This window comes from methanotrophic endosymbiont of Bathymodiolus puteoserpentis (Logatchev) (assembly GCF_900128525.1).
GTDB lineage: Bacteria > Pseudomonadota > Gammaproteobacteria > Methylococcales > Methylomonadaceae > Methyloprofundus.
In genome coordinates, this window is record NZ_FQTQ01000108.1 from 42,599 (window position 1) to 59,764 (window position 17,166).

The following is a 17,166-nucleotide window of genomic DNA, read 5'->3' on the forward strand; positions in this document are numbered from 1 at the left end:
ATCGTTTAAAAACAGATTTGGACACCTAATGGCTGGAAAATCATCCAAGAAAAAAAAACAAACCGATAATATTATCGCCAAAAACCGCTATGTTGCACATGAATTTTTTATAGAAGAACGCTTTGAAGCGGGTTTAGTCTTAGAAGGCTGGGAAGTAAAAAGCCTACGCGCTGGTAGAGTGCAACTAAAAGAAAGCTATGTCTTTATAAAAAATGGCGAAGTCTGGATATCTGGCATGCATATCTCTGCACTCAATAGCGCATCAACCCACGTCACACCTTATGCAACTCGAGTACGTAAATTACTGTTAAAACGCCAAGAGATTAACAAACTTATCGGCAGTGTAGAACGCAAAGGCTTTACTTTAGTACCCACCTTTATGTATTGGAAAAATAGCCGTGCCAAATTAGAAATTGGCTTAGCCAAAGGTAAAAAGCTACACGATAAACGCGCCACAGAAAAAGACCGTGATTGGCAGCGAGAAAAAGCACGTAATTTAAAACTTAATTAATTCAAACCCACAATGACAACTCACCCCAATTTACTTAATAGCCATAATAGCCTACTTTTAATCGTTGATATTCAAGACAAATTAACAGGGGCAATGCCTGAAGGCAATGCTGAAGATATGTTAGAAAACAGCACACGATTAATTGAGGCGGCTAATTTACTGAATGTACCAATCATTATCACCGAACAATACCCAAAAGGCTTAGGAGCAACAGTAGCAAGCCTCCGTGAAAAATTAAAGGAAAACACAGCACATTTTGAAAAAACGGGATTTTCTTGTTTAGCCGCGGATAATTTTTCAGCCACACTAGAAAAAAAGGCACGTAAACAAATTATCATTGTCGGCCAAGAAACGCATGTCTGCATCTTACAAACAGCACTAGAGCTTATGCAGCAAGGCTATCAAGTCCATATCGTTGAAGATGCCGTCTGTTCACGTAAAGCAGAAAATAAATTTTATGCCTTACAACGTCTACAAGCACAAGGCGCAACCATTAGTAACTTTGAATCTGTACTATTCGAATGGCTTAAAACTTCGCAACATGAACACTTTCCAGCCATAGCAGCGCTACTACGCTAAAGCAATTTAGTCCCATAAAGATGTGCTGATAATATCACGTAAACGATGCGCTTCGTTCCTCAGCACATCCTACCTCCATTAAAAAACAAAAATATGCCTTTAAATACATTTCTAACAAAAATAAAATCTCAGCAAAAAGTCAGCTTCGATGACACCATGGCAATCATTAACCAACATTACCAATACACACCGACCACCTTTAATAACGGTTTAGGGGACAATACCGTGATTAATGAAGCAGGAACCAATGAAGGCTCATGCAAAATATTTGCTTTTGCCCAACTTAACCAGCTTAACCCAGAGCAAACCTTAAATTTATTCGGTGATTTTTATCAAGACGTACTCAACGATCCCGAGGGTAACAGCCACCAGAATATTAGAAATTTTATGCAGTTTGCTTGGGAAGGTATAAAATTTAACACACCCAACACCTTAAAGCCCAAATAATATCTCACCAACTCATTGGGGCGCAGTGCTTTAGCCTGCTTTCATAGCTGAAAATAGCAGGCTAAAGCACTGCGCCCCATATTCCACCTTAAAGATATAGCCCCCTACCCATGCCCCAACAAGTAGACTACCTCATTATTGGTCAAGGACTAGCAGGTAGCCTACTCAGCTGGGAGCTACTCCAACACGGTTGCAGCATTCACCTGATCGACAACCAGCAAGAAAACGCCTCACAAATTGCCGCTGGGTTAATCAACCCAGTAACAGGCATGCGCTTAGTCAAAAATAATCATATCGACACCCTATTACCCTGCGCAAAAAAAACATACCAAACCTTAAGCCAGTTTTTCCAAACAGATTTTTATATAGAAAAAAGCATGTTACGGATTATCCGTAACGAAAAAGAAAATCTAAGTTACCAAAAACGCTGTCATGATCCAAGCTACCTTGATTACCTAGAGCCTCATCTAGTACAAGCACCCCGCTCAATTCATGCACCACTGGGGTTAATTCAACAAAAGCAAACAGGGTATTTACTCACACACAAGCTATTAAGCCATCTAAAAAACTATTTTCAAGCATTGCAGTGCTATCAAGCCTGCCAGTTTGATTACCAAAACTTACAACTTAACGACACAATAACCTGGCAAGGTATAAGCGCACAAAAAATCATCTTTTGTGAAGGTTATCAAGCCATTAACAACCCATGGTTTAGCTACCTTCCCTTTCAGCTCGCCAAAGGTGAAATACTGACCATGCGCACAGAACAAAGGCTTATTCCTCAAATGCTCAATTATGGACACTGGTTTATACCACTCGATGCCCATCAATTTCGCACGGGAGCCAGCTTTGAGCATAATCACTTAGATACGAAAACAACTCTCAAGGCACAAGCACAAATATTAGCCACTCTCAGCCAAACCTACCCTGCGCTTAGCTCTGCCAGCGTAGAAAAACAACAAGCCAATATACGCCCAACCACCTTAGATAAAGCCCCTTTTATAGGTCTACACCCAAAACATCAGAATCTCGCTATTTTTAATGGTTTCGGAGCCAAAGGCAGCCTACAAATCCCTTATTACAGCCAGCATTTTCTACAGCATTTACTAAACCAAACGCCACTGGAAGAGCGAGTAAATTGCCTGCGTTATGATCAATAAAAATTGAGGATAAAATAAAACCCGAAACGGGACAAAAAGACAAGTACTGTAGGGTACGCATTGCGTACCTTTCGGTTGATAAGGTATGGGTGCATACCCTACATAAATATAGTCTTAAGTAGAGTCAAATAAACATAGCAGGTTCAACCCGATGAATTATAAGCTCACAAGAAAAGCCCTTTCCGTTAGTTATTTTTTAATGAGGCGACGGAAACGAGAAATTAAACTAACTGCTTTCTTGATTCGCCTTATTGCAAATATGTCACCACAAAAAGCGCACAAGAGACCGTAATCCCTAACGACCAAAACATAAAGCGGTCAAGGCGACGATTCATCTCAGTGAAACGCTTATCCGATTCCAATGACATTTGTTCAAAACGCTTATCCACTTGCTCAAAACGTTTCTCCATCTGCTTAAAGCCCTCTTGCATCAACTCACGCTGATGCTTTAGCTCTTCTTCCACCCGAATAGTACGCTCACGCAAATCAATTTCATAGCGCACATTCGCATTTTTAAATTCAGGCGTATTATTGATCGTCTGTAGCACAATCGCCTGAATTTGTTCAACATCCTCTTTTGCTAGTGCCATGATATAGACCTATTTTTCCAGTGTAATAAAAAAATTATAGCATGCTTCAGCTAAGCGCAATGCGGGCCACCAATTTAAGACGGGACAATTTAACTACTCTGTTAAGCAGGCTAAAGACCTGCGCCCCAGTCTTGGAATAACACGGGGCGCAGGTCTTTAGCCTGCTGATAATTTATGTCTCGCCTTTGATACATTATGCCTGAACCCTTTGGTGATGATATTTTAATATTACTTGCCTTTCAAGCTGGCTGACCCCTTGATACATTTAAAAGAAAAAGGCTTAACTTAGTGGCAGTGGCCTAGAACGGTGGGAATGAGAAATTTTCAATAAGCAAAAAAAAGCCCCAACATCGCTGTTGAGGCTTTCTTATCAATCATCAGGTCAGCTCACATCAAGCTGGCTGACCCCTTAATTTATTTAAATTTATTTACAACTTATGCACCAGTGCAACCTTTAGGAACATATTTTTTTGCCGCTGTAGAGGCACAAGCCCAAGAAATATTTCCTCCATTATCAGTAGGAGTGTAAGTTACAGTTTTTCCATCAGGATCTCCTGACTTAATTCCAGTCAATGTATATTCAATGACACCATTTGCTTTAAGGTCAACCTTGCTTATATAATTGCTGTCGGCAAGTTGAGTTTGCCCATAAGTACTACCATCGGTTTCTGCTGTTGGCCAGCTTCCTTCTATCTGAAGATGCTCTGATATGCGAGCTTTATCGCCACTAGCTAACGTCATAATTTCAGACATTTTTGCCCTAGCAATATAATCCTGATAAGCAGGAATAGCAATACTTGCCAAAATACCAATAATCGCCACTACGATCATTAATTCGATAAGGGTAAAACCTTGTTGTGATTTTTGCATATTCATAATATTTTTCCTTTCAGTTAAAAAAATAGAATTGAGTTAGTCTCGTATTAGTTAAAGCATGTTCTATGCCAAAAATAATTAAGATATGCATTTTGCGTTTGTTAGGTCATTAATGCGCTGAGATTTAAAATATAGACCCGCTTCGATTGTTACCCTAAAAATATCATAAGCAATTGTTTTTAATTGATTAATATCCTTATCATTTCATCAACTATTTCGGGAAATACAGCCCTCGCGTACCCCGCTCCCTTTTTTCTAGGTGGTTTGTTTGTTTGCTACCCATCAATAAAGTAAGTGTAGATTAATACTTAAACACCTACACTAAGGCGTCTTAATATGACAAAAAATGTCACTATTAACCTTACTAATACCAAATCAAAGGGGTCAGACTCGATTGAAAGAATTCTTTTAGCTGCCCATTCGCGGCTTATTGCACGATTGTTGTAAGTCATGCTGTATCAGAATACAATAGGTATTACTTTAAAGGTAAAAAAGGTAATATTATGCATACAGTCACTTTAAAAGCAGATAATCAACTTTATCAACAGATTTCGCAAATGGCAGAAGAACTTCACTTGTCAAAAAGTGAACTGATTCGTAAAGCTTTAGCAGCCTATCAAGAGAATTTATCTAAAAATAAAATGCAACATGCTTTGCAAAGTGCATCTCTTCAGGTTCGTGGTGCTAATACAATGATAAATAAAGAGCTTGATGAGTTTATCTTTGATGGACTCAGTGATGTTTGAACGCGGTGGTGTTTATTTAGCCAACTTGAATCCTAATAAAGGCAATGAACCTGGCAAAACGCGTCCTGTTATTATTTTTCAGGCGAATGCGCTAAACGAAGTGGATCATCCCACCGTTATTGTCCTCCCTTTAACAACTCAGCTTATTGATCAAGCTTATCCGCTGCGTTTTCGTCTTTTAGCAAAAGATAATTTAGAAAAAGATTCTGATGTTTTATGCGACCAACTCAGAGCGATTAGCTTACATCGTTTACAGTCGACAAAATTACGACAATTGACTTCAGCACAGCTTATTGCTATTGAGCAACAGGTTTCACATATTTTAGATTTTTCTCATGTCTGAGAATCAAAGGGGTCAGCAGACTCGATTAAAAGAATTCTTTTTAGCTGCTCATTCTTAATACGCCAACCACTAACCCACCTACAGCAATTAATACACCGAAGCTCCATCGCATTTGTAATTTTATTTCTTGATGTATGTCCATAATGGATTTACTTTGCAGCTCAAATTGCTTGTCAATTTTTTCAAAGTGTTTCTCTACTTGCTCAAAACGCCTGTCAGATTCATTACGCATTTGCTCTAATTGCTTATCAACTTGCTCAAAGCGCCTGTCAGATTCATTACGCATTTGCTCTAATTGCTTATCAACTTGCTCAAAACGCCTGTCAGATTCATTACGCATTTGCTCTAATTGCTTATCAACTTGCTCTAATTGCTTATCCACTTGCTCAAAGCGCTTTTCTACTTGCTCAAAGCGTTTATCCATTTGAGCAAAGCCCGCTAACATCAACTCTCGCTGATGCTTTAATTCCTCTTCTACTCGAGTCGTTCTTTCTCGAAGCTCTAATTCATAGCGAACATTAGCATTACCCACTTCAGGCGTGACTTGTATTGATTTTGTAATGAGTGCTTGTATTTGTTCTATATCTTCTTGTGCTAGTGCCATAATTTATGGCCTCCTTCTATAAAAATTCGTGTATCAATGGGGTTACACTCGATTGAAACCATTTTCCTCCTCTTTTTCCGATACGCAGTAAGGCCAATCCTTCCACTTAATTCCCATAATGCGTTCTTACTCATACAGTTAGAACAATACATTTATCTTCTTCAATACGATAGAGGATACGGTCTTGATACGACAACCTCACTGAATAATAGCCTTTTAAGCGACCTATTAATGGCTTTCCTGCCCTCGGTTCATATGCAATCTTATTCCGTAAAATTGCTTTCGCTTTTATTTTAAGTTTCGGTGACAAGCGTTGAATATCTTTTTGGGCTTTTTTGGTAAAATAAAGCGTGTAGGGCATTTACTGAACTTCACCAAAAACATCTGCAAAACTTACAATCTCTCCCTTACTCGCATTTTGCTCAGATTCAAGCAGTTCTTCTTTGAATTGAGGTAGTGATAATAAGGAATGTGCATGAAATAACTTAGGCAACTTATAAAGTTGTTGCGTCAGGAATGGCAGTATAATTCCATTGCCTCAGGTGCTCATCAAATACAATTCGCATTGACTCTTTAAAACGCTTCAATTTTTTGTTCTAGGTTAGCTATATCGCTGGATACTTTTTGTTCTAAATTAGCCATATCGCTGGATAATTTTTGCTCCAGATTTGCCATATCGCTGGATAATTTTTGCTCCAAGTTTGCCATATCGCTAGATAACTTTTGATCTAGATTAGCTATATCACTGGATACTTTTTGCTCCAAATTAGCCATATCGCTGGATAGTTTTTGCTCTAGGTGGCTAAAGTTTTTCTCCAGATGAGTAAATTTTTGCTCCAATGCAAACACACTGCCGACCACTTCATTCAGTTTTGTATCCAGGTGATTGATATGATTATATTGAGACTTTAACAAGAGGGTATTAATATCATCTTGTGTTAAGGCACCTCCACCTGAGAATTTTTCTTCTATTTCTTTAAGCTTGGGGGAGATCATTTCGATTAACATATCATCAACTTTGGTTTTGTTCATCGCTAAAATTTATCTATAATTTTTGATAATGTTAAAAAGGCACCGATAACAACAATCAGCGTCATCATATTTTTATTCAGTGCTTTTTGTATGGTCGCTTCAATTTTTTGTTCTAGGTTAGCTATATCGCTGGATACTTTTTGTTCCAAATTAGCCATATCGCTGGATAATTTTTGCTCCAGATTCGCCATATCGCTAGATAACTTTTGATCTAGGTTAGCTATATCACTGGATACTTTTTGCTCTAGGTGGCTAAAGTTTTGTTCTAAATGAGTAAATTTTTTCTCTAATGCAAAGACACTGCTGACCACTTCATTTAGCTTTGTATCTAAGTGGTTGATATGATTGTATTGAGACTTTAATAAAAGGGTATTGATATCATCTTGTGTTAAAGCTCCCCCACCTGAGAATTTTTCTTCTATTTCTTTAAGCTTGGGGGCGATCATTTCGATCAACATATCATCAACTTTGGTTTTATTCATCGCTAAAATTTATCTATAATTTTTGATTTAGAATAATTGTGTAGAATGTGCTGACGCTAGGAAGCGCATCAGCTTTGCAAAAGATGCGCTTCGTTCCTCAGCGCATCCTACATAGGAGAGCATGACTTGTATCACACCTTAAGTATGTAATCAAAATTTATCTATAATTTTTGATAATGTGAGAAAGGCTCCGATAACAACAATTAGCGTCATCATATTTTTATTCAGTGCTTTTTGTATGGTCGCTTCAATTTTTTGTTTTAAGCTTGGGGGCGATCATTTCGATCAACATATCATCAACTTTGGTTTTGTTCATCTCTGATCCTTGTCATAGCATTATAATGTCATTGTATCAAGAAATAGACACATCAAACTAAATAGTAAAACAAGAAATTAAACATGATGAGAGCTGAAGAAAAACCAGCTCTTACTCGGTTTATGTTTTTATTTATGGTGAGTTATTGCTTTCTCATTAATCAAATTGTAAAGTTTAGATCGCGCTTCTGTTACATTAAGAATTGTCATATATTCACCCCAATAACAAAGGCACGTTATGACGTACGTAGGGCCAATATGTATTTGTAAATCATAAACCTCTATTTACTAGCAAATCCTAGGTAACTGCTCGCCACTCAATAAATCTAAAACTCGACTTATACCAAATTCAGTTTTTAAAGTGAGCATGCCCTGCTCTGCTGTTTGCTTAACTGTACCAATTCTATTTGCTTGCTTACCTAAAGGATGGTTGCGCATAATCTGTAGCGCTTGCTCTACGTTATCCTCTGGTACGATTAAAGCAAAGCAACCTTCATTGGCAATATAGAGGGGATCAAAACCGAGAATTTCACATAAACTTTGCACGTCATCGTGTATGGGCAGGTCTATATGAGCAATTTCCATATGCACTTGCGCACTTGTTGCTAGTTCAATCAATGTACTCGCTAGTCCACCCCGCGTTAAATCACGCAGACAATGTATGGCAATATTTGCTTGTAGCAAATCATTGACTAAGCCAGAAACATCAGCGCAATCACTTTGAATATTGCTTTTAAAATCAAACCCATCACGCTCCAGCATAACGGCTAAGCCGTGCCGCCCTAAATCACTATTAATGAGAATAACATCATCAGGGCGAATGGCTTGGGCATTAATTGCTTGTTTTGTTTCTAGGATGCCTACACCGGCAGTATTAATATATAGCCCATCTGCTTTGCCGTGCTCGACGACTTTAGTGTCACCGGTCACAATGCTCACCCCTGCGGCACTGGCTGTGGCTTGCATGGAGGTTAATAGGCGACGTAAATCTTTAATGGCAAATCCTTCTTCTAAAATTAGCGAACAAGTGAGGTATAAAGGCTTTGCACCGCTCATTGCCAAGTCATTTAAGGTACCGCAAACAGCTAGCTTACCTATATCCCCACCTGGAAAGAAAAGTGGTTTGACCACATAAGAGTCCGTTGTAAAGGCAATGTTTGCGCTATTAATAGGCAAAACAGCACTGTCATTTTTTTGCGCTAAGATCGGATTATTAAAAATCGGTTGCACCACATCATCTAATAATTGCTGCATTAAACGCCCGCCGCCGCCATGTGCCATAACGATGCGTTCATAATGCAGTGGCACGGGGCAATTTAATTTTATTTCAGTCATTTTGATAACGTCGGTAACGATAATAAGCGGCGCAAGCGCCTTCTGAAGAAACCATGGTTGCACCTAATGGATGTTCTGGCGTGCAAGTGGTGTTAAATTCGGGGCATTGCACTGGCTTAATTAATCCTTTTAAAATCTCACCACTGCGACATGCTTTGGGTTCATCAGGCTGAATATCGGCTACGGAAAAGTATTTTTCAGCATTCCAAGCATCATATTCAGGACTTAAGGCTAAGCCACTATCAACAATATTCCCCATACCACGCCATTGTCTATCGACTATTATATAAACTTGCTGCATAAGTTGCTGGGCAGTGACATTACCTTGTTCAGTGACTACACGTTTAAATTGGTTGTCAACACGATAGGTTTCTGCTTCTAGTTGTTGTATACATTGATAGATGCCTTGCAATATATCGACTGGCTCAAAACCGGTAATAGCAATCGGGGTTTTATATTGCTCACTAATGGCGTGATATTCATGATAACCCATAATGCTACATACATGGCCAGCGCCTAAAAAACCTTGCACGGTATTATCTGGCGCATCTAATAAAGCTTGCATAACAGGTGGCACACGCACATGGCACACCAGCATATAAAAATTAGTTAAAGCCCGTTGTTTGGCTTGATAAATAGCTAAAGCGCAAGTTGGAGCGGTGGTTTCAAAGCCTACAGCGAAAAATACAATTTGTTTACTTGGGTTGTCTTCCGCCAAGTTAAGCGCTTCGAGAGGTGAATAGATAATACGTATATCTGCTCCCTGAGATTTAAGGCTTAATAAATCATCCTGAGAACCTGGCACCCGCAACATATCGCCAAAGGAACAAAATATGACATTATCTTGCTGCGCAATGGCTAGTGCTTTATCTATATAAGCAATCGGGGTAACACAAACGGGGCAGCCAGGGCCGTGAACTAAATTAATGTTTTCAGGCAATAATTGATCTAAGCCATGCTTGATAATGCTATGCGTTTGTCCACCGCAAACCTCCATAATCGTCCAAGGTTGCGTGGTAATGTCGGCAATAGCTTGTGCCCATTTTTTTACGGTTTCAGGATCTCGGTATTCATTAACAAATTTCATATGCCTTGTTTCCATTGCAATTATTTATATTTTGAATTTTTTCTTATCTCTTAATCTGATGGCAGTGACTCCCTAGCAGGGTTGGATTGGGGAACAAAAACATTAGTCGCTTAAGGCATCCATTTGTGCAAAGACTAATAAGCTTTGTTCAGCTTCTTCTTGATCTAAAACTGAAAGAGCAAAGCCAGCATGAATAATCACATAATCATCTACCTTTGCTTCAGGTACATAAGCCAAACTAACCTGCGTACTAATACCAGAAAATTCAACTAGCCCTGTACGGCTTAGTGAGCCAGCTTCGCTAATACTAATAACTTTACCGGGTACGGCTAAACACATAAGTCTCTCTCATTTATTTTTATAAAAATGGGCATAGTATAACTGCCCTAAAGCAAGCCCTGCATCGTTGCTTGGGATTTGTTCATGGCTATAGACCTGAAAACCTGCACATTCTAATACTTGATGTATTTTTTCGGTTAAAACCACATTCTGAAAGCAACCGCCACTTAAAACAACCTGCTTTTCACCGGCTTGTTGAGCGATACGTAAAACAATATCTGCTAAAGTATTATGAAATTTTGCCGCGATCAGCTCAGCACTTAACACTGGCAAATCAATTACAATTTGCTGGAACATTTCCTGCCAATTAATAATAATCGGTTGTGTCGGTACAAACGGACAGGCATAAATCTCAGTTGTGTTTGATAAAGAAGCAGCCGCTTCCAAGCAACTCGCCGCCTGCCCTTCATATCCATTAAGCTGGCAAAGGTTTAATAAACTCGCCACAGCATCAAATAATCTTCCCATACTACTACTTTTCGGGGTATTTAGCTTAGTTTTTAAAGCAATATTTAATATGTGTAATTCCTTAGCAGTAAAGCTTTGCACACAAGCGAGCTGCCCCGCTACACCTTGCCACTGCTCACCAAATAATTGATAAAGAATAGCTATCGCTACTCTGCGCGGCTCTTGATTGGCCTTATCTCCCCCCACTAATAATAAGGGCTGAATATGTGCAAAACGTTTAATTGCTTGAGGCTGAATCAGAAAAAATTCTCCGCCCCAACTACTGTTATCTTCACCTAGGCCTGTGCCATCCCAAGTAATGGCTAATGCCGGTGGCTTTAACTGATGTTCAGCTAGGCAAGAAAAAGCATGTGCATGATGATGCTGAACAGCCATACGTGGCAAAGGACTTTGCGCTGCATAGTGACTAGTAAAATAATCAGGATGCAGATCATGAATATGTTGTTTAACGGGCATATTATAAAAAGTCTGGGCATCAACTACTGACTGCTTAAAATGCGCTTGATTCGCTAGGCTATGCATATCGCCTAAATACTGGCTCAGTAGCACATATCCTTGATAACTGAATGCCCAGCTACTTTTTAAATGCCCACCCAACGCGAGTATATTACTGTCAACTGGCAAAGAAACAGGTAATGGTGCATAGCCTCTAGCGCGCCGTAAAACACGCGGTTTATTGGTGATCACTCGAACAATGGAATCATCTAAAGCACGCAGAATCACACGGTCATGCAGTAAATAATAATCAGCAATATCAGATAACAACGTTAAAGCCTGTTGATCATCAGTGCAAATTGGCTCACCTGCTCGATTAGCACTGGTGGCAATAAGGGGCTGCATAAAGGCTTGCATAATAAGATGCTGCAAACCAGAACTGGGCAACATAACAGCCAATAAATGACTACTCGGTGCAACCGCCTGATATTGTGTTATAGATACGTGTTTTTTCAGTAATACAATAGGTGCCATAGCCGACTGTAAAGCCTGTTGCTCTTGCTCATTGACGAAGCACAAAGATTTCACCATAGCCAAATCAGTCGCCAATAAAGCAAAGGGCTTGGCTGGACGCTTTTTTTTGCGCCGTAATCGTGCAACCGCTACTTTGTCCTGTGCATTAACTAACAACTGATAGCCGCCAATTCCCTTAACTGCGACAATTTTTCCTGCCTGCAATTGCTTTATACAGGCAATTAAAGCCTGCTCTTTAATCGCTAATGCTTGCCCCTGTGCATCCAGCCACTGTAGCGCTGGGCCACATTCAGAGCAGGCAATAGTTTGTGCGTGAAAGCGTCTATTTTCAGGGGTGGAAAAATCTTTCTGACAAGCAGCACATAAAGGATAATCAGCCATTGTCGTGCGCGCTCGATCATACGGCTGCTGTGTCATAATGCTATAGCGCGGTCCGCACTGACAACAACTAATCAAGGGATATTGATAGTATCGACTAGTAGGATTAAATAATTCAGCAACACAATCAGTACATGTTGCTATATCGGGCAAGACAAATAATGAAGCTTGACTATCAAACTGGCTCGGTTTAATAGTGAAATGAGGAAAATTTTCTAAAGGAAGAGGCTCACTGGTGAGTGATTTTATTTGCGCAAAAGGCGGTAAAGTATTTTTTAACTCAGCTAAAAATTTTTGCTGTAAATCAGAAGAGCTTTCTATATGTAAACTAATACCAGAGTTGGTATTGGCGATCCAGCCTTTTTGCTGGTATTGACCTGCTAATCTATAAACAAAGGGGCGAAATCCAACGCCCTGTAAAAATCCATTCAGCTGTATATGTAAATGCTGCATCAACTAGGGAATTTTAAAACCCGCTTTAGAGCCCTGCTGCCATTAAGTACAATAATGGTGCAATGAGTGGGTATGAGCATTTGAATGAGACCCCTAGACATAAAAAAGGCGCATCACATAAGCGATGCGCTTCGTTCCTCAGCACACCCTACAACACTTTTTGAGTCAAATACCTCCGGCAAAGCCGGAGGCTTGAAAACCGTGAACCGCTCGAAGCGGGTTAATTCATTTACCACCTAAAGGTAGCGGTGCTTTAAAATAGATCCAGTTGCTCTATTCGCTTATCTTCATCTTCTTGATGCTTAATATAATTTCTCACGGTCTCCTCATCTCTACCCACGGTTGAAACATAATATCCTCTGGCCCAAAAACTCTGCCCCGTAAAATTCTTTCTTCGCCCCATATAAGTTCGAGCTATAGATATGGCGCTCTTTCCTTTAATAAACCCCACAACCTGTGACACCGAGTATTTTGGAGGGATCGATATTAGAATATGCACATGATCCGACATCAAATGTCCTTCTTCAATTTTACATTCTTTCTGACGGGCTAAATCCTTGAGAGTAGCACCCAGATACTGCCTCAAATCCTTATACAGGCTTTTCTTTCTATATTTGGGTATCCAGACTATATGATACTTACATTCCCATTTAGTATGATTTAAACTATTTTCTGTATTCATCGTTTGTTTCCTTATCTTTTGAACTTTCGGCGGTTCACAGATAGGGAGACTCACGATGATTCCCGTAATTGTCAAACTTTATGAGTCCCCCAGCAAAGCTGGGGGTTTACTTATTAGAAATTATTTAATTGATTCAGCAATATGATTGAAAGCTTCAACTTTATCTTTACCGACTTTAATAAGATCCATACCCGTTTCTGTCACCATCGCGATTAAGCCAGGTGTTTGATAGACTATCTTGCCTAAAAAACCAACGATAGGAAGCCCGATTAATGCCCCAATAAACGTATTTAAGCCAAATGCACCCAATAACTTAGTAATCATTACCAGTGCATCTAATGGAATTAAGACCATTGCACCAAAATACGCAATAACCATAAAGGTAAAAATAACAAACACGACAAACTGAATAAGTCTAACTAAAGCAACATTAATTTTTTTCATTTGAATTCAACTTCCTAATAATAACTTTAAAGTAGACTATGCAATCCACTCGTTGAGTTTTTTATAATAATTTTAGCCGTGAATTATACCTTAAAGGAAATTATTCAGGATAATCTTTTCTAAGAAAGAAGCGAAATAAAACAATACCCGCCACAAATCCCCCTAAATGCGCCCATAATGCGACATCTGTTGCACCACCATAGAACAAAGCTGCCGTACTTGCATTTTTCATTTGAAAGATGACCCAAACACCTATAAAAGCAATAGCAGGAATTTCAATAAAGATGGGTAACAATAAAATTGGCACCCAAAGTACAATTTTTGCATAAGGATAAAGAAAAAAATAGGCAGCTAAAACGCCTGCTATTGCTCCCGAAGCACCGACAACAGGGTTAACAACCTCTGGTGTATATTGCCATTGCACAAAAGTAGCAAAAAGTCCGCACAACAAATAAAAAACAATAAACCGGCCATGCCCCATTCTATCTTCTATATTATCGGCAAAAATCCAGATAAACCACATATTCATGATTAAGTGCACCCAGTTGCCATGTAAAAATAAATTTGTCAAAAAAGACAAGTAATAGTCGCTAGGATAGCCCATAGCCACAGCCCACTCAGGGTTAGTATAGCGCGCGGGAACCATGCCATAAATATAAATAACATAGCGATGATAGCGCTCTGGCGATACTTCTAGCAACACAAATAGACTACTACAAATAAAAATTAGCGCCCAACTAACATAGGGCTTGGAATAACATGGCGCAGTATCTCTAATGGGTATCATAAGTAGGATAATTCAGTTTATTTAAATGCACTGTACATGATCGACAGGTAAGGTAACAACCTCTTATTTATTAAGATAATTATACCGCCTATCCAGTCTTTCAATGCTTGCTATAAAATGAGACGGCGCGTAATATAAGTATAATATAATTTACTTTTTTGGGGCTTTACGTGTTTTTTTCCAATAAACAACCTTTACTTGATGCTGAACAAAAAATTGCTCAACTAGAAACTGAAAATCAATCCTTAAGCTTAGAAATTAATGATTTACGTACTGAAAAGTCGCGCCTGCTACAAGATATTGAGAATACACACGAGATTAAAAATTTCCATCATGACCTGTTCGCCTTGTTGCAGGAATTTGGCTCATCAATGCTGATGATGCAAACGTCTTTAGCTTCGCTTTCAACAGTCATGCTAACCGAGCGGGATAACGCCCAAAAGACATCAATCGTATTAACGTCTACTCACTCCGTAGTCAATAAAATCTCTAACTCACTTGCCAATATGGCAACTGAAACACAACAAACAGCCAATACTGTCGATGGATTAAATCGTAGTGCCATGGATATTGAAGGCATTATTAACCTGATTAAGAATATTTCCGATCAAACTAATTTACTCGCGCTTAATGCTGCTATCGAAGCAGCGCGTGCGGGTGAGCATGGCCGAGGATTTGCTGTAGTAGCTGACGAAGTCAGAACATTAGCAAAGCGCACTAATGACGCAACGACGGATATAGAAACCTTGGTAAGCACGATTCTTAATGAAACAGATGCAGCCAAAAACCAAATGAGCAAAGTAGCAACAGACTCGGCACAATTTGGCGAAACTGGAACCGAGGCTAGCAGAAAAATGCAGGAACTAGTCACTTTATCCGAGGGCATGCAAACGACTATTACAGGCAGTGCACTACGCAGCTTTGTTGAGGTCGTAAAGCTAGACCATTTAATTTATAAAATGGAAATCTACAAAGTCATTATGGGTGTTTCTCAAAAAACAACAACTGACTTCGCTAGTCATCTTAATTGTCGTTTAGGAAAATGGTATTACCAAGGGGAAGGTAAAAACCATTTCTCGCACTCGCCTAATTTTAAAGCTTTAGAAACACCGCATGCAAGTGTTCATCAGAATGGCGTAGCTGCAATTGACGCATTACATAAAGGCGATAAACAAGCCTCTTTAAGCGCACTCGAAAAAATGGAAACTGCTAGTGTGAACGTACTGAATAAGTTAGAAGCTATTGCACTTGAAGCAGAACAGTGAGATTTTTCTCATACTCTTATGACAGACTAAAGTTCGCCCTACTCTTATCGGTATTAATCTGCCCTGCACTTCAAGCCCAAGATAAAACTATTCCTATCAGTCACTTTTCAAGCTTGCAATTAAACGACTGGCAACACAAGTCATTTAAAGGGGAAACCCAATATCAAATAATTCTGCTTGATAAACAAGCCGCACTACAAGCTAAAAGCAGAGCAAGCGCATCTAGTTTATATAAGGAAATACATATAGATTTGCATGAAACACCTTATTTAAACTGGTCATGGCGCATTGATAAAAAACTTGCTATCAACAACGAACAAAGCAAACAAGGCGATGACTTTGCTGCCCGAATTTACCTTATTAGCAAAAACAAGTGGTTTTTTTGGCAAAGTAAAGCAATCAACTATGTATGGGCAAACAATACAGCCAAAAATACCGTATGGCCAAATCCATTTGCTGGTAAAAATGTCATGATGTTTGCCATTCGCTCAGGCGATAACCCAACAAAACAGTGGCACACTGAAAAGCGCAACGTACTCAATGACCTAAAAAATATTTTTGGTGAAGATATACGCTATATTGATGCTATTGCCATTATGACTGACACTGATAATTCATCAGGAAGAGCAGACAGTTATTATGCTAATCTTTATTTTAGTGAACAATAACTAAACGCTAGACAAAAAAATGCCCCGGTAAACCGAGGCATTTTTCCATACAGTTACAAGGTATAAATTATACTTTGTTAGCTGCGAAAGGATGTTGTGCAGTAGATTTTTGAGCAACAACTTCAGCAGCAGTTGGCGTTCCAGCTACAGCATTTTTGATAGATGCTTTAACAGCATCGTAGTTGTTTTTCTCAATAGCAGCATCATCTTCTGCTAACCAGTGAATGAAAACACCAACAGAAATGAAGATATCATCAGCTTCATCAGCTGGGATAGTTCCATCTTCAACACAATCAGCAACAGCCATTGCAACACCACGTTGTGCAGGGCCGAACATTTGTACTGCTTGCTTAGAACCTTTGATTGTTACTTTGTTAAACATAACAGTTGCAGGCTTAACCATAAGGTTAGGAGCAACAACAGCTAGAAGGCTAGAAAAACCATCTTTGTTGTTTGTTAAGCAGTTTGCGAAAGCAGACTCAGCAGCTGAACCACGAGGTCCCATCATTAAGTCAATGTGAGCAACTTCGTTTCCGTCGCCATTTAAAGATTCACCTACGCGTAAGTTGTTGATTTTAGCCATGCTACTTTTATCCTCAGAAAAAA

The 17,166-nt window shown here is 39.2% G+C and carries 22 protein-coding genes and 1 pseudogene; 9 read left to right on the forward strand and 14 right to left on the reverse strand.

The genetic code is table 11. The features are described 5' to 3' along the window. The first annotated feature begins 28 nt into the window (after positions 1–28). The 4 genes from smpB to BQ7314_RS08925 all read left to right on the forward strand — a co-directional run bounded on the left by smpB (position 29) and on the right by BQ7314_RS08925 (position 2,697). Positions 29–511: an SsrA-binding protein SmpB gene (gene smpB / locus BQ7314_RS08910; protein ID WP_174483355.1), complete on the forward strand. Its 483-nt coding sequence runs from the start codon at positions 29–31 to the stop codon at positions 509–511. Positions 512–523: 12 nt separating this feature from the next. Then, positions 524–1,090, forward strand: a complete 567-nt coding sequence (locus BQ7314_RS08915; RefSeq protein ID WP_174483356.1) for a hydrolase — start codon at positions 524–526, stop codon at positions 1,088–1,090. Positions 1,091–1,183: 93 nt separating this feature from the next. Then, the gene (locus BQ7314_RS08920) at positions 1,184–1,537 is read left to right on the forward strand and encodes a HopJ type III effector protein (RefSeq protein ID WP_174483357.1); all 354 of its coding nucleotides are present in this window, start codon (positions 1,184–1,186) and stop codon (positions 1,535–1,537) included. Positions 1,538–1,647: 110 nt separating this feature from the next. Beyond that, the gene (locus tag BQ7314_RS08925) at positions 1,648–2,697 is read left to right on the forward strand and encodes an NAD(P)/FAD-dependent oxidoreductase (protein ID WP_174483358.1); all 1,050 of its coding nucleotides are present in this window, start codon (positions 1,648–1,650) and stop codon (positions 2,695–2,697) included. A gap of 248 nt (positions 2,698–2,945) precedes the next feature. On the opposite strand, the gene BQ7314_RS08930 is transcribed toward BQ7314_RS08925, so the two are convergent. Both BQ7314_RS08930 and BQ7314_RS08935 read right to left on the reverse strand, forming a co-directional pair. Next, complete coding sequence (locus tag BQ7314_RS08930; protein ID WP_174483359.1) at positions 2,946–3,287, reverse strand: hypothetical protein; 342 nt, start codon at positions 3,285–3,287, stop codon at positions 2,946–2,948. A gap of 435 nt (positions 3,288–3,722) precedes the next feature. Next, positions 3,723–4,157 (reverse strand): pilin, encoded by a 435-nt coding sequence (locus tag BQ7314_RS08935; protein WP_174483449.1) that lies wholly within the window; start codon positions 4,155–4,157, stop codon positions 3,723–3,725. Between the two features lie 509 nt (positions 4,158–4,666). Here BQ7314_RS08935 and BQ7314_RS08940 point away from each other — a divergent pair. Further along, the gene (locus tag BQ7314_RS08940) at positions 4,667–4,909 is read left to right on the forward strand and encodes a ribbon-helix-helix protein, CopG family (RefSeq protein ID WP_174483360.1); all 243 of its coding nucleotides are present in this window, start codon (positions 4,667–4,669) and stop codon (positions 4,907–4,909) included. After that, positions 4,875–5,252 carry a type II toxin-antitoxin system PemK/MazF family toxin gene (locus tag BQ7314_RS08945; protein WP_245394956.1) on the forward strand — a complete coding sequence of 126 codons (378 nt, stop codon included), beginning with the start codon at positions 4,875–4,877 and terminating at the stop codon, positions 5,250–5,252. Before BQ7314_RS08940 ends, BQ7314_RS08945 begins: the two co-directional genes overlap by 35 nt. A 40-nt stretch (positions 5,253–5,292) precedes the next feature. On the opposite strand, the gene BQ7314_RS08950 is transcribed toward BQ7314_RS08945, so the two are convergent. The 11 genes from BQ7314_RS08950 to BQ7314_RS09000 form a co-directional block, all read right to left on the reverse strand. Continuing rightward, the gene (locus BQ7314_RS08950) at positions 5,293–5,856 is read right to left on the reverse strand and encodes a hypothetical protein (RefSeq protein WP_174483361.1); all 564 of its coding nucleotides are present in this window, start codon (positions 5,854–5,856) and stop codon (positions 5,293–5,295) included. Between the two features lie 130 nt (positions 5,857–5,986). Then, positions 5,987–6,217, reverse strand: coding sequence for a type II toxin-antitoxin system RelE family toxin (locus BQ7314_RS08955; RefSeq protein WP_174483362.1), 231 nt, complete (start codon positions 6,215–6,217; stop codon positions 5,987–5,989). 212 nt (positions 6,218–6,429) lie between these two features. Then, on the reverse strand, positions 6,430–6,888 hold the full coding sequence (locus tag BQ7314_RS08960; protein WP_174483363.1) for a hypothetical protein: 459 nt from the start codon (positions 6,886–6,888) through the stop codon (positions 6,430–6,432). A 2-nt stretch (positions 6,889–6,890) separates the two neighbouring features. Next, positions 6,891–7,370 carry a hypothetical protein gene (locus BQ7314_RS08965; RefSeq protein ID WP_174483364.1) on the reverse strand — a complete coding sequence of 160 codons (480 nt, stop codon included), beginning with the start codon at positions 7,368–7,370 and terminating at the stop codon, positions 6,891–6,893. A gap of 603 nt (positions 7,371–7,973) precedes the next feature. Beyond that, positions 7,974–9,020 carry a hydrogenase expression/formation protein HypE gene (hypE, locus tag BQ7314_RS08970; RefSeq protein WP_174483365.1) on the reverse strand — a complete coding sequence of 349 codons (1,047 nt, stop codon included), beginning with the start codon at positions 9,018–9,020 and terminating at the stop codon, positions 7,974–7,976. Next, on the reverse strand, positions 9,013–10,107 hold the full coding sequence (gene hypD, locus BQ7314_RS08975) for a hydrogenase formation protein HypD (protein ID WP_174483366.1): 1,095 nt from the start codon (positions 10,105–10,107) through the stop codon (positions 9,013–9,015). The genes hypE and hypD overlap by 8 nt, the downstream gene beginning before the upstream one ends. Positions 10,108–10,209: 102 nt before the next feature. After that, positions 10,210–10,446 carry a HypC/HybG/HupF family hydrogenase formation chaperone gene (locus tag BQ7314_RS08980; protein ID WP_174483367.1) on the reverse strand — a complete coding sequence of 79 codons (237 nt, stop codon included), beginning with the start codon at positions 10,444–10,446 and terminating at the stop codon, positions 10,210–10,212. Between the two features lie 9 nt (positions 10,447–10,455). Continuing rightward, positions 10,456–12,714, reverse strand: coding sequence for a carbamoyltransferase HypF (gene hypF / locus BQ7314_RS08985; RefSeq protein WP_174483368.1), 2,259 nt, complete (start codon positions 12,712–12,714; stop codon positions 10,456–10,458). A gap of 253 nt (positions 12,715–12,967) precedes the next feature. After that, entirely contained in the window at positions 12,968–13,396 is a 429-nt protein-coding gene (gene tnpA / locus BQ7314_RS08990) for an IS200/IS605 family transposase (RefSeq protein WP_174482603.1), read from the reverse strand. Between the two features lie 120 nt (positions 13,397–13,516). Next, on the reverse strand, positions 13,517–13,840 hold the full coding sequence (locus tag BQ7314_RS08995) for a hypothetical protein (protein WP_174483369.1): 324 nt from the start codon (positions 13,838–13,840) through the stop codon (positions 13,517–13,519). Positions 13,841–13,940: 100 nt separating this feature from the next. Continuing rightward, positions 13,941–14,543 carry a rhomboid family intramembrane serine protease gene (locus BQ7314_RS09000; protein WP_342590403.1) on the reverse strand — a complete coding sequence of 201 codons (603 nt, stop codon included), beginning with the start codon at positions 14,541–14,543 and terminating at the stop codon, positions 13,941–13,943. A 590-nt stretch (positions 14,544–15,133) separates the two neighbouring features. Here BQ7314_RS09000 and BQ7314_RS16100 point away from each other — a divergent pair. From BQ7314_RS16100 to BQ7314_RS09010, 3 genes and pseudogenes are all read left to right on the forward strand, one after another. Continuing rightward, positions 15,134–15,466, forward strand: a pseudogene (locus BQ7314_RS16100) (methyl-accepting chemotaxis protein); the annotation flags it as partial. A gap of 45 nt (positions 15,467–15,511) precedes the next feature. After that, complete coding sequence (locus BQ7314_RS16105) at positions 15,512–15,892, forward strand: CZB domain-containing protein (protein ID WP_425356641.1); 381 nt, start codon at positions 15,512–15,514, stop codon at positions 15,890–15,892. Further along, the gene (locus tag BQ7314_RS09010) at positions 15,889–16,560 is read left to right on the forward strand and encodes a DUF3047 domain-containing protein (protein WP_174483372.1); all 672 of its coding nucleotides are present in this window, start codon (positions 15,889–15,891) and stop codon (positions 16,558–16,560) included. Before BQ7314_RS16105 ends, BQ7314_RS09010 begins: the two co-directional genes overlap by 4 nt. Before the next feature lie 67 nt (positions 16,561–16,627). Here BQ7314_RS09010 and fae read toward each other — a convergent pair whose 3' ends face one another. Then, positions 16,628–17,143, reverse strand: coding sequence for a formaldehyde-activating enzyme (gene fae, locus BQ7314_RS09015; RefSeq protein ID WP_174483451.1), 516 nt, complete (start codon positions 17,141–17,143; stop codon positions 16,628–16,630). Positions 17,144–17,166 lie beyond the last annotated feature (23 nt).

What these genes read in the sequence shown, in the direction of transcription:
- smpB (WP_174483355.1), top strand. Translation starts at nt 29, where the DNA reads ATGGCTGGAAAATCATCCAAGAAAAAAAAACAAACCGATAATATTATC.
- BQ7314_RS08915 (WP_174483356.1), top strand. Translation starts at nt 524, where the DNA reads ATGACAACTCACCCCAATTTACTTAATAGCCATAATAGCCTACTTTTA.
- BQ7314_RS08920 (WP_174483357.1), top strand. Translation starts at nt 1,184, where the DNA reads ATGCCTTTAAATACATTTCTAACAAAAATAAAATCTCAGCAAAAAGTC.
- BQ7314_RS08925 (WP_174483358.1), top strand. Translation starts at nt 1,648, where the DNA reads ATGCCCCAACAAGTAGACTACCTCATTATTGGTCAAGGACTAGCAGGT.
- BQ7314_RS08930 (WP_174483359.1), bottom strand. Translation starts at nt 3,287, where the DNA reads ATGGCACTAGCAAAAGAGGATGTTGAACAAATTCAGGCGATTGTGCTA.
- BQ7314_RS08935 (WP_174483449.1), bottom strand. Translation starts at nt 4,157, where the DNA reads ATGCAAAAATCACAACAAGGTTTTACCCTTATCGAATTAATGATCGTA.
- BQ7314_RS08940 (WP_174483360.1), top strand. Translation starts at nt 4,667, where the DNA reads ATGCATACAGTCACTTTAAAAGCAGATAATCAACTTTATCAACAGATT.
- BQ7314_RS08945 (WP_245394956.1), top strand. Translation starts at nt 4,875, where the DNA reads ATGAGTTTATCTTTGATGGACTCAGTGATGTTTGAACGCGGTGGTGTT.
- BQ7314_RS08950 (WP_174483361.1), bottom strand. Translation starts at nt 5,856, where the DNA reads ATGGCACTAGCACAAGAAGATATAGAACAAATACAAGCACTCATTACA.
- BQ7314_RS08955 (WP_174483362.1), bottom strand. Translation starts at nt 6,217, where the DNA reads ATGCCCTACACGCTTTATTTTACCAAAAAAGCCCAAAAAGATATTCAA.
- BQ7314_RS08960 (WP_174483363.1), bottom strand. Translation starts at nt 6,888, where the DNA reads ATGAACAAAACCAAAGTTGATGATATGTTAATCGAAATGATCTCCCCC.
- BQ7314_RS08965 (WP_174483364.1), bottom strand. Translation starts at nt 7,370, where the DNA reads ATGAATAAAACCAAAGTTGATGATATGTTGATCGAAATGATCGCCCCC.
- hypE (WP_174483365.1), bottom strand. Translation starts at nt 9,020, where the DNA reads ATGACTGAAATAAAATTAAATTGCCCCGTGCCACTGCATTATGAACGC.
- hypD (WP_174483366.1), bottom strand. Translation starts at nt 10,107, where the DNA reads ATGAAATTTGTTAATGAATACCGAGATCCTGAAACCGTAAAAAAATGG.
- BQ7314_RS08980 (WP_174483367.1), bottom strand. Translation starts at nt 10,446, where the DNA reads ATGTGTTTAGCCGTACCCGGTAAAGTTATTAGTATTAGCGAAGCTGGC.
- hypF (WP_174483368.1), bottom strand. Translation starts at nt 12,714, where the DNA reads ATGCAGCATTTACATATACAGCTGAATGGATTTTTACAGGGCGTTGGA.
- tnpA (WP_174482603.1), bottom strand. Translation starts at nt 13,396, where the DNA reads ATGAATACAGAAAATAGTTTAAATCATACTAAATGGGAATGTAAGTAT.
- BQ7314_RS08995 (WP_174483369.1), bottom strand. Translation starts at nt 13,840, where the DNA reads ATGAAAAAAATTAATGTTGCTTTAGTTAGACTTATTCAGTTTGTCGTG.
- BQ7314_RS16105 (WP_425356641.1), top strand. Translation starts at nt 15,512, where the DNA reads ATGCAAACGACTATTACAGGCAGTGCACTACGCAGCTTTGTTGAGGTC.
- fae (WP_174483451.1), bottom strand. Translation starts at nt 17,143, where the DNA reads ATGGCTAAAATCAACAACTTACGCGTAGGTGAATCTTTAAATGGCGAC.